A 10625-nucleotide genomic window follows, 5' to 3' on the forward strand; every position below is an offset into this window, starting at 1 on the left:
GGGTGCCGTCGCCGGCCGTGTACGACCAGGCGCGAAATCCGCATCGACGCCGCACAGTGTGGTCAGTGCGAACGGTGGCGGCGATCCTGGCAAATCCGCGCTACACGGGCTGGCAGGTATGGAATCGGCAATACACCGATCATCGGGAGGCGGTACCGGGGGACCGGCGATCGAGTACGGGCCCAGTGCGGGTGTGGAATGCACGCTCGGATTGGGTGGTGTCGGTGGAGCGCACGCATCCGGCGCTGGTGTCGGACGACGATTTCGCGGCGGCGCAGCGGATCACCGCGGCGGCGAGGCCGCAGGATTGGCCGGTGCGGCGGTATGCGTTCACCGGCCTGTTGATCTGCGGGGTGTGCGGACGAAGGCTGGTGGCGCATTGGGTGCATGAGAAGCCGGCGTATCGCTGCCGGCATGGCCGCACGGGCGCTCATCCGCGGTCCGAGGTCGGGGTGAAGGGGGTGTACTGGCCGCAGGGCCAGGTCTTCTACCGGTTGCGAGCCTGGACCACTGATCTCGCGTTCCTGCAGACGCCCGACGATCTCGCCGCGTTCCTGCGGGCGAGCGACCTGGTCATCGTCTGCGGGTGGGGCACCGTGGCGATCGAGGCCGCCCTCTCGGCATCCATCGACGAAGGCCCGCTCACCAGCGGTGAGCTTGACGGCTTGGCGCTGGCGCCGATACCCGAGGAGGGGAAGGAGCGAGATCCGGGGCCGAGCGGGCCGGTGCAGTTGATGTTGCCGTTCCCGGCGGTCGGCCGGCGGCGTGGTCGCGGGTCGCTGCCGCCGACTTCGTTAATTGCTCAGCCCCAGAAACAGAGAACCCCACTCGGCTTCACGCCGAAACGTGAATAACCTCGTGGGGTTTAACGTGTCCGGAGGGATATTCACACGTTGATCGTCGCCAGAGAACTGGCGGTCCTGCTGTAAGCCCTTGCCAGAATCTTGTGAATAAAACGTTGAATCCAAGGTCAGAAGGAAGGCTCTGACCAATTATTCGCGTGGAGTGCGGTGCGCCACTGTTCTCCTAAAGCATGCGCCCACTCCGGTTCAACGTCGGCTGCGAACGCCAGCAACCCGGACACGTGCCGCACGAATCCGTCAAGAGAACTGAACCGTCGGTGAGCGACGTGCGCCGCGAGCCCGAACTTCTCGACACCACGCACGTTATCGGTTATTCTGCCGCGCACGATGCGGTTGAGTCGAACCTTGTTGTTGTCCACTAGCAAGCCAAGTACGGCCTTGCGAGCGCCTGGCGGCACTATTCGCGTCTTTTTCTCATGCAAGGAGAATCCGGCTCGACGTAGTTCCGTGCCTACCTCACGGATCAGGCTTGTTGCCTGGCTGCGACTAAATTCCTCGATTGTCGAGAATGTAAGGTCGTCGGCGTAGCGCGTATATACCATCCGCTCGAGCTGCGCGATACGAGAAAATGTGGTGTCTAATTCATAAAAGATGAGGTTCGCTAGAGCGCCGCTGGTCGGAGCCCCTTGAGGGAGAAACCCGAGCACCGCCTGACTATATGGGCTGATTACGCGGTCTCTCATATTGCTTAGGAAGCGATGGCTGTCGACGTGGCTGGCGTGTGCTGCCGAGCGAGTGCACAGCCGGGCCAATTCGAGTGCCACAAGCTGGACGTATCCAGCTTTATGAAAAACTGTGTAAACCCTGCGTTCGTCGATGGTCTCGAAGAAGTTCCTGATGTCCAGCTTGACCAGCCATCGTGCCCCAGCATGTCGACTTGCGCAGGAGCGAATCGATGAGCCGGCCTGGTACGCGTAACTGTCGGCGTGGACGGGAACTCGGTCAACGATTCGATGGAGAATCCAACGTTGGACTCTCATCAGCGGCGAATGCGGAGCAGAGATCGGACGCATCCCCCGCCCGTTCCGACGCTTGAGGACGATATCGTCGTAAGGGTCCCACTTGCGCTCGACGATGCCCCGTAGATAGTTGTAGGAAACACCTGTGCGCACTGCAAGGTGGTTAAGCGTGAGAACCGCAGCGAGCCCGTTGGCCTCGACCGATTGAGTCTGCGTGAGCGCGGCATCGAGCAGGGCCTCGGGCTTGCCACGCGCCCTGCCTTCACGCCGGTAGAGGTGAGGGGAGCCAGTCGTCATCTACCTTTGGATTCCTTTCTCGCGCGGCAGCATGGTCGCGAAGGTGCGCCGAGGCGCCGAGGATGCAGCGCCTTCGCGACCCACGCGAACGCGAGATTGAACGGAGTCGCAGTAAACCCACGACCCGCTTGCGCACCGCGGTTTGCCCGCAGCCGTGGTCGACCCGACGGGCCGACTCGGATCTAGATGTCACATGGCTCCCCTCAGCCTCTGAGGATAATATGGCGCCTGGTCACCTACAGCTAGCAGTTCCGGCCGAGGTGTCGGAGGGCGATTGCGGGCACGGCGTAGTTCCATGCGGCCCTCGTCCGTCAGTCGGCCGGTCGAGTCCAGCAGCCTCAGATCCTGACAAGCTTCCAAGATCCGCCGGATGGCTTCGAGGCTGAGGCTAAGTAGTCCGCTGAGTCCCACCGGATCGCGGTGTCCGCTCTCAACAGCGCCGAGGGTCAGAAGGAGATTCCGAGTAGTCGGGTTCGACAAACCATCGAGAACTTCACCGAGACGTTCTTGCCGGATGATCGCGGCAATTCGCCTCGGGTCCGTTTCCAATCTGTAGTCGCCAATCTCTGTTTGTAGTTGAGGAGACATTCTGCGATTTCCGAACAACGGTTTCCAATCGCTGATTCTTGGGCACGTAGTCTGCCAGAGAATGCACGGAAGATTGTTCGGAACCGTGTGATGCAACGTCAACAAGCCACGTGTTTTGCCGTATCCGAGGGAGAACCCAGGACTATACGCGTATCTCCGGCATAGCGCCTCAACTGATTCCCGTTCTTCCTTCGTCCACGGCGCGGTATCAAACCCTAGTCCTCGTTCCACGAACCGAACACTTTCGACATAACGGTGATCTTCTAAGCGCCTTTGCGCATGCGCGGAAGGCGCAAGCAGGAGGACATGAATCCTTATCAGCCCATAGGAGTGCCAGCTCTTGATCGTCGGGTGGCGCGTCCACTCGCCGACGTACTTGACGATCTGGTCGCCGGTCCCGCTATAGTCGTCCACGAGAAGTACAGTTCGCACCTTGTGCCGCAGCAACTTGTCCAGTGAGTCGTAGGATGCCGCTCGGTTAAATTTAGGTCTCCTGCCGGCGGCCTCTCGGATGATGTTTCCGACTATACCTTCGCTGCCCGGGATCGCGGCGTACGGATGTTCTAGTGGCAGTAGCTGACTCGAATTACCGTTCGGCAATTCCCGCACTGGGTAAATACCCACAGGTTTCGGAAGCTCGTTGATTGCAGCATCCAAAGCGTTCGACACAGCTATTCGAAAGTCCGACGAAGAGATTACCCTGAGGCTGTCGATCAACAACGTTGCTGGTCGCCGTTCATCGATGGCAAAGTTCGCCAGCCATCGACTGCCTTGAAGGGTCTCGCTTGGACGTACGGCCACTTGTTCACCTGACGATGTCCGAAGCCTATGTATGCTTCCTCGGCGAGGAACCGCGCTACCGCTGACAGCTCGCCGACGGCGGGCGGCGCCCGAATCCCAGCGGAGTCGAGGGCAAGCTGTTTACGAACATTACTCGATCACCGCCCCGGCTGTGGAGCACATCCTCGCCGGATACGTCGCCGACGCTGGGATCACCTCGATCGCGCGGGCTGGCTCAAGGCAGCTTCCGATGCCCATGCCCGTCTGCCTACGACCGGGCATGCGCCCGCATCGACACCCGGGCATACAAAAGCATCGCAGTCCGCGCCATCTTGCTGAACCCTCGTTACACCGCCGCAAGGTGGCGACCGAGAGTACGGAAACAAGGTTCTCACCGGCGTTGAGGACGTCGCTCTTGGCCACAAGCGCCGCCATCGCTGAACTCCTGCCGAAGTTGGTCTGATCTCGCAGCGAGTCGCATACGCCGCCTCCCCTGCTTGACGCGTACGAAAGCCTGATGCGAAGACACGGGGCGCCAGTTAGCTTGGTTGCATGTCTGACTCCATGTGGTCGGCGATCGAGTACCTATCGAAACAAGTTCGAATGCCGGCTGCCTCTGCAGACAGTCGTAGGGCATTGCGCGCGTTGCGTGCGGCTCCGCCAGCGTATGCAGAACGCGGGGCCCGGCGCGCCACCTTCCAGTCAGAGGGCTATAAGTGCACTTATGCCTGTCTCACGTATTGAGTAGTCTTTTAGTATTTTTTCGGGTGTTACGGCGTCGCTCGATGTCGTGAACGTAGTGGGTGGGCTGACACCCGGGCCCCGGTGGCGCGTTGGTCCTGGTCATGGGGCGTAAGGCGTACTCGACTGATCTCACCGACGCGCAGTGGGCGTTGATCGATCCGTTCCTGCAGGCGTGGAAGGCGAAACGTCCGTCCCCGTCGGGCCATGAGGGCCGCTATGACCTGCGGGAGATCATCAACGCCCTGTTCTACCAGAACCGGACCAGCTGCCAGTGGAAGCTGTTGCCGCATGACCTGCCGCCGTACTCGGCGGTCTACTACTACTTCGCCCTGTGGCGTGACGATGGCACCGACCAGGTGATCCATGATCTGCTGCGGTGCCAGGTGCGGGAGAAGGCCGGCCGCACCGAGGACCCGTCCGCGGTCGCGTTGGACACCCAGTCGGTGCGCGCCGCGAACCATGTCCCGGCCGCCACGACGGGAAAAGACGCGGGTAAACGAGTGCCGGGTAGGAAACGGGGCCTGGCCGTGGACGCGTTGGGCCTGATCATCGCGGTGGTCGTGATGGCGGCCTCGGCCACCGACAACCAGATCGGCGTGAAGTTGATCGACCGGGTTGTCGCACACGCCCCGACGGTGACCAAAGCCTGGGTGGATGCGGGATTCAAGGACGACGTCGCGATCCACGGCGCGGTGCACGGGATCGACGTCGAACAGGTCTTACGCTCCGACAGCCGGGCCGGGTTCGTGCCGATCGCCAAGCGGTGGATCGTCGAGCAGATAAACGGCACCCTGATGCTGCACCGCCGCCTGGTGCGCGAGTACGAGATCCGCGAGGCCTCCAGCGAGTCACACACCTGGTGGGCGTCCACCGCGAACATGGTCCGCCGGCTCACCGGCACCGCCACGGCGAGCTGGCGGGACACGTGAACCCGGCACCGATCCCCGCACCGATCCCGGCACCGATCCTGGAGGCGATCACCGCCCGCGAGGCCACTGCGGGCCTGGCCGCGGACCAGCTCCGCGAGCAGATAAGCGCACTGTCGCAGCAGTTGAGCGTGCTGGAGAGCGAGCTGGCCGACCTGGCGACCACCCGAACGACCCTGCTGCGGCTCGGCGGGCACCCCGACGACGGCGCCCAGAACGCCGATACCAGGCCGCCGAACCCCACCTACCAGCAGATCCTCGCCGTCCTCGGCACCGCCGAGTACCCGTTACGCGCCAAGGACATCTGCCTGGCCCTCGGCATCGCCACCACTGCCAACCACACCGAAAGCCTGCGCGCGAAACTCAAACGCCTGGTCACCCGGGGCGTGCTCACCGAGGACCGGCCCGGCCTGTTCGACCTGGCCCCGAGCACGGCCGGGCCCGCCGATGCCACCGTCGCGTAACGACATCCGTAACGACATCCCCGCCGAGCGGACCGCGACCTGCCCCACCTGCCGGCAACCGTTCACCCCGATCCGCCGCCAGACCTACTGCACCCCCGCCTGCCGCCAAGCCGCCTGGCGCGCCCGGCACCCACCACCGCGACCCGTCCCCGCCGCCGTCACGCCGGGCACCGGCCGACGAGCCGGCACCGTCTATCAGTGCCCGCGCTGCGACACCCGCTACCTCGCCCAGCAGTGGTGCCACGACTGCCACACCCCCTGCACCCGCCTCGACCGCGGCGGCCTGTGCCCCCACTGCGACGAACCGGTCGCGATCAGCGACATCACCGAACAACCTCGATAGCTTCCAGCGGCGACACCACACCGAAACCCTCAAAAAACTCAAGCCCTCAAACGGCCATAAGCGAACATATAGCCCTCTCAGGCCAAGGCGGACTCACCATCCCACACCCGTACAATCCCTTCAAGCGGTACAAGCTCAACGCCGAAACCGTGCTCGAGTGGGAGGAACTTCCGGGCAAGGAAGGTGTCGTCGGCGCCATGGGCCGGGCTGCCGCGACGGCTGCTCTGCCCGGGCGGATCGGCAGGGCTGTCGGTGCAAGCCTCGGGGCTGCTATGAAGCCCCCGCGCGTAGTCCGTCTGAACTGGGCCGACGGCAATCAGTCCGTCCTCGAGTTGCCGGAGAAGCTGTTCACGGTTTTCTCCGTGCTACTCCAGGGCCGGCAGGTCGTGACCGATGCCTCCGCGCAGGCCAAGTCTTCGGAGCCTTCGGCGCAGGTCGGCGTGACCGAGAAGATCTTGGACCTCGCCTCCTCTGTGATCCAGCGAGGCACGCAGGGAACGCCGGCCCTGGCGGCGGCTCAGCCGGATGTTGTTGGGCAGATTGAGAAGCTGGCCTCGCTGCGCGACGCCGGCATCCTTACGGATGAGGAGTTCGCGGCGAAGAAGGCCGAGCTGCTCGGGCGCCTCTGACACTCAAGCGGCAGTCTTCGCTCCGATCACCGAACGTGCAGGGATCGCTCAAGATGGTGATCCGCCGTAGCAGCATTAGTCCGGCCCGACGGCAACCGTCGAGCCTGGGCTGAACGCCGGTGCAGGCACCTGCGACCCCGCACCGGCACTCGGTCGACTTGCTGATCCCGCATCCGCTCAAGCAAAAAGAGCGAACTGCCGAGGTGACGCCGCCTCCACCTCGTGTTTACTCATGGTGATGGCGATGATCGACAACAAAGGTGCCGAGGCAACGCTCCGATCTTGACGCGGGTGGGCGCCGACCGGGGCGGGAACCTCGACGAGGCGAAGTCGTCGACCTCGACCTCGACCACGTGCAACTGGCCGCCGCAAAGGCGTGATCACCGTCCGGGCCGGCAAGAACCGTGAGTTCTGAGAGATCCCCCGTGCACACCAGGCTGCACGAATACCTGGAACTCTGGATCAACGACGAACGACCAGCCTGGCCCGGCGCCGACAGCCCCGCGCTGCTGCTCAACCAGCGCGGCGGTCGACTCTCCGACCGCGGCGCCCACGACATCGTGCCCGCCATCGCAGATGAGGCCGACTTCACCGCCGACTTCATCGGCTGCCACGTCCTACGCCACATTCGGAACCCGCCTGGTCCGCGAAGGCCACGACCTTCGTCCTGGTCGCCGAGCTCATGGGACATGCTCGGCTCGAAGCCACACGGGCGTACAGCTTGCCAGCCGACGCAGACCGCGAAGCTGCGAATAGCAGCCTCCTCACCGACCGCTGACCAGCGGATTCAGCAAGCTGAAGCCATTTTCTGGCCTACTCCGGCAGGCCTCAAGCAGGAGGCCGGCGGCATCGCTGGATCGTAGCTCTTCGACGTGAGGTTTACTCGGTGCTGTGCCAGCAGCAACGGGCGCGGCCCCGTGAGGGAACCGCGCCCGCTGGATTCTGCGTGGTGCTGCTGTTACGTCTGCTGACCAGGTGTCGGCCTACCGGTGTTGTCAGGTTCGTCGGCCATCGGGCTCCGCTTGCCGGGCCAGCGGATGGCTCTCGCCGGTCATCGTCTGCACCGCCTGCGCCACCTCGGTCTCCTGCGCCTTGATGTAGGTGTTGGTCGCCTCGCCGTTCTCGGCGGTGTGGCCCGCGAACGCCCGGGCGACCGCATACCCAGCGATGCGCTCTATGGCGGTCACCGCCGTGTGCCGGAACCAGTGCGGCGACACGCCCAGCTCACCGGCCCAGGGCAGCTTTTCCTGAATGCGGTCCGCGAGGGTGTTCAACCGCCGCCGGGTCAGGGGCCGGCCCACCGCGACCCCGGCCTTGGCCCGGTAACGGAACACCGACTCGTCGGGGTCCCGTGCGCCGCGGTGATGGGCGTGCGCCAGCAGCGCGTCGAGCAGCGTCGCCGAGATCGGCTGCCAGCGCTGCGTGTCGCCCTTCTCGAACAGCCGCACCTGCTGCCGGTCGGTGTTGACGTCACGCAGGCGTAGCCCTAGAGCACCGCCGCGCCTGGCACCGGTCTCCAGGAAGAAGCGAAGCAGCAGCGCGTCCAGCTCCGGGTCGTCGCCCCCGGACGCGACGACCTCCCAGACCTGGAAGACCTCGTCGTCCGACAGGCCACGGCGGGTGCTCTTCTTGCGCCGGGGCTTCGGGACGGCCAACGCTGGACTTTCCCCGACCAGCTTGTTCGCCACCGCGTGCCGGAAGATGACGCGCATCGCCGAGATGGCGTTCTCCTGCGCGCCGACCCCACCACGGCCGTTGCGCCGCTGCACCGACTTGTCCCGTGCGGTGGCGGCGACCCGGGCGATGTCGATCGGCTTGACCTGATCCAGCCCCAGGGTGCCGATCATGGCAACCATTAGCTTCCAATACGTCCCGTAGGTGCGCCGCGTGGTGGGGGAGGTGACCTCCGCGACCTGAGGGACGAACTGCGCGACGGTGGGAACGGTGGAGACAGCGCCGGAGTCGGCCTGGCTGGCGGCGGCCTGTAGGTCGTCCGGCGTGATGCCGGCGTTGGCGAGCAGTGTCAGCATCGCCTGCAAGGTCTTGGCGTCCGCGCTCATGCCAGCACTCCCGCCAGAGTCGCCGCCGGCATCAACACGAGCTGCTGGGATCGGCGGTTCGTGCCCACCAGCACCCGGTCGCCAGGCTCGACGCCCAGCCACGTCCGATGCGCGGACGGCAGGCACAGGCGGCCCCGCCCGTCCGTGCTCACCACCGTGGCCTGGGCCGCGGCCTTGGCACGACGGGTGACCTTGGTCGCGGTGACCCGGTGATCGGCCGTGATGCGCAACGCCACGTCGGTGTAGGTGCGCCAGCGCAACACGTCGACGGCGTCGCGGGGGACGAACCGGCCACCGCCGTCGAGCGTGACCACGTCGAACAGCCACGGCGTGATGACCGGCACCGCCGGCAGCGCTACGACCCTGACCGCCGCCCCGATGGGCGCAGCATCCAGGACCGCCGCGTCGGTATCCGAGACGTCATCCGGGTGCTCCGACGGGGCCGGGCGCATCGCCTGCCGCGGGCGTAGCCGATCGATGATCACGCGACCGCGGTGCGCAGCGTCAAGAGAGTGGGTCATCGCATCAGTGCATCGGTCGCCGGGTTCGGCGTCGGTGTCACTGGGGATCAAGCCGGTTGTATCGATACCGGCAATGTCACTGTTTTCCCAGTTCAGGACGTCTATCGACGCCGTAAACTGGGTAACAGCACTGTCTAACGTGTCCGGAGGGGGACTTGAACCCCCACGCCCGATAAAGGGCACTAGCACCTCAAGCTAGCGCGTCTGCCATTCCGCCACCCGGACCTGCATTGCAGCCTGTTTCACCGCCGATAGCTCAGGTGAGTATCGGCGGCTCGGTGAGCCGCACAGGAGAGAACTGTACACGGCCCCAACATGGGGTTGCAGGGAGGGTGGGGGTGGGACATTTCGGGGCATAAAGCTGGGCATTGGGGCCCGGCCTGGCGTCTGGGGGACGTACCGGGCAGCATGGCTCGCGTGTCGCAGCCGTCTCCGCTCAGTCCTGCTTGGCAGCGTGCGCAAGAGCTTGCTGACTCTGGCGATCTTGCGGGTGCTCGGGCGGTGCTGGAGCGTGCCGTGGAACTTGGGAAAGTCAACCTTTCTGAGGATGATCCTGACGTTCTTCGCACTGCCTATCAGCTTGGCACCGTCTTGCAGAAAGCGGACGATCCTGCGGGCGCCCGGCGGGTGCTTGAGGAAGCCTATGCCGCTGGGTCGTGGCGGCTTGGGGACTCCGATGCGCTCATGGTGGAGATCTCCCACGACATCGGGGTGGTTGCCGAGGAGCTTGGCAATCGGCATGAAGCTCGCAAAGCGTTCGGGCGGGTGGCTGAGTTCGGGCCTGCCGCGCTGGGTGGGGGGCATTGGGCGGTCGCGCGGGCGCGGGCTTACCTTGGGCAAGATCAGCAGGCAGATGTACGCGGTCTCACCGCGGCCCAACCGCAAACCTGGCCTGGGCCGCCTCCCGCGCCCAGCGTCAACCCTTGGCAGTCCTCGCCACCGGTGCACGGCGACGAACCGACCACGCCGCTTCCGCTCAACGTCAGCCCCGGCCCCGGCCCGGGTCCGGTAGCTGACCAGGGCGTGAGCGACGTGACCGCGGTCCTGCCGGTGATCAACCCGAACATCCCGGCACCCCGCGAGCCCCGTGTCGACCCGGCACCCGGAACCGGCAGCACGGTCGCGCCGCCGTCTCCCGAGAACCAGCAGGTCTGGACCAGCCCGCACGCTTCCACCCGGCCGGCGATCAACCCGATCGAGGAGGCCACCGCGGCCCATCCGACGATCACGCCCCGAACCGAGCCGCAGGTCCAAGCCTCCCAGAACCCGGCACCCCAGGCCCAGGTCCCCCAGTACCCGGCACCCCAGGCCCAGCACCCGGGACCCCAGGCCCAGCACCCGGCACCGCTGAATCCGGCGCCTCACAGCCCGGTGCCGGACAGCGCTGCTGAGCAGGGCTGGACGTCGGAAGCGGCGCCGCCGCCGAGCTTCGCGCCGCAGAGTTGGACGGC

10 protein-coding genes, 1 tRNA gene and 2 pseudogenes are annotated in these 10625 nt (G+C 65.3%); 8 read left to right on the top strand and 5 right to left on the bottom strand.

Annotated elements, in window-relative coordinates:
* The coding region (locus Adu01nite_RS26915) for a recombinase family protein (protein WP_203730512.1) at nt 1-854 on the top strand (854 nt) is incomplete at its 5' end.
* A gap of 116 nt (nt 855-970) precedes the next feature.
* On the opposite strand, the gene Adu01nite_RS26920 is transcribed toward Adu01nite_RS26915, so the two are convergent.
* Together Adu01nite_RS26920 and Adu01nite_RS26925 are read right to left on the bottom strand one after the other, a co-directional pair.
* Nucleotides 971-2119 carry a reverse transcriptase family protein gene (locus Adu01nite_RS26920; protein WP_203730514.1) on the bottom strand — a complete coding sequence of 383 codons (1149 nt, stop codon included), beginning with the start codon at nt 2117-2119 and terminating at the stop codon, nt 971-973.
* Nucleotides 2120-2308: 189 nt separating this feature from the next.
* Nucleotides 2309-3508, bottom strand: a complete 1200-nt coding sequence (locus tag Adu01nite_RS26925; RefSeq protein ID WP_203730516.1) for a phosphoribosyltransferase-like protein — start codon at nt 3506-3508, stop codon at nt 2309-2311.
* Between the two features lie 824 nt (nt 3509-4332).
* On the opposite strand from Adu01nite_RS26925, the gene Adu01nite_RS26930 reads away from it, so the two are divergent.
* From Adu01nite_RS26930 to Adu01nite_RS26950, 5 genes are all read left to right on the top strand, one after another.
* The gene (locus Adu01nite_RS26930; RefSeq protein WP_203730519.1) at nt 4333-5160 is read left to right on the top strand and encodes an IS5 family transposase; all 828 of its coding nucleotides are present in this window, start codon (nt 4333-4335) and stop codon (nt 5158-5160) included.
* Nucleotides 5157-5621, top strand: coding sequence for a prefoldin domain-containing protein (locus Adu01nite_RS26935; RefSeq protein WP_239132727.1), 465 nt, complete (start codon nt 5157-5159; stop codon nt 5619-5621). Before Adu01nite_RS26930 ends, Adu01nite_RS26935 begins: the two co-directional genes overlap by 4 nt.
* The gene (locus Adu01nite_RS26940; protein WP_203730521.1) at nt 5605-5964 is read left to right on the top strand and encodes a hypothetical protein; all 360 of its coding nucleotides are present in this window, start codon (nt 5605-5607) and stop codon (nt 5962-5964) included. Before Adu01nite_RS26935 ends, Adu01nite_RS26940 begins: the two co-directional genes overlap by 17 nt.
* 149 nt (nt 5965-6113) lie before the next feature.
* Nucleotides 6114-6593, top strand: coding sequence for an SHOCT domain-containing protein (locus Adu01nite_RS26945; RefSeq protein ID WP_203730523.1), 480 nt, complete (start codon nt 6114-6116; stop codon nt 6591-6593).
* A 425-nt stretch (nt 6594-7018) separates the two neighbouring features.
* Nucleotides 7019-7456, top strand: a complete 438-nt coding sequence (locus tag Adu01nite_RS26950; RefSeq protein WP_203730525.1) for a site-specific integrase — start codon at nt 7019-7021, stop codon at nt 7454-7456.
* Between the two features lie 132 nt (nt 7457-7588).
* On the opposite strand, the gene Adu01nite_RS26955 is transcribed toward Adu01nite_RS26950, so the two are convergent.
* From Adu01nite_RS26955 to Adu01nite_RS26965, 3 genes are all read right to left on the bottom strand, one after another.
* Nucleotides 7589-8653 carry a tyrosine-type recombinase/integrase gene (locus tag Adu01nite_RS26955; RefSeq protein WP_239132728.1) on the bottom strand — a complete coding sequence of 355 codons (1065 nt, stop codon included), beginning with the start codon at nt 8651-8653 and terminating at the stop codon, nt 7589-7591.
* Nucleotides 8650-9174, bottom strand: coding sequence for a hypothetical protein (locus tag Adu01nite_RS26960; RefSeq protein WP_203730527.1), 525 nt, complete (start codon nt 9172-9174; stop codon nt 8650-8652). Before Adu01nite_RS26960 ends, Adu01nite_RS26955 begins: the two co-directional genes overlap by 4 nt.
* A gap of 140 nt (nt 9175-9314) precedes the next feature.
* Nucleotides 9315-9399: transfer RNA gene (locus Adu01nite_RS26965), tRNA-Leu, on the bottom strand.
* A 183-nt stretch (nt 9400-9582) separates the two neighbouring features.
* Here Adu01nite_RS26965 and Adu01nite_RS48955 point away from each other — a divergent pair.
* Both Adu01nite_RS48955 and Adu01nite_RS47955 read left to right on the top strand, forming a co-directional pair.
* Nucleotides 9583-9813, top strand: a pseudogene (locus Adu01nite_RS48955) (tetratricopeptide repeat protein); the annotation flags it as partial.
* A 384-nt stretch (nt 9814-10197) separates the two neighbouring features.
* Nucleotides 10198-10625: pseudogene (locus Adu01nite_RS47955) on the top strand (hypothetical protein); the annotation flags it as partial.

Source organism: Paractinoplanes durhamensis (assembly GCF_016862175.1).
GTDB classification, from domain to species: domain Bacteria; phylum Actinomycetota; class Actinomycetes; order Mycobacteriales; family Micromonosporaceae; genus Actinoplanes; species Actinoplanes durhamensis.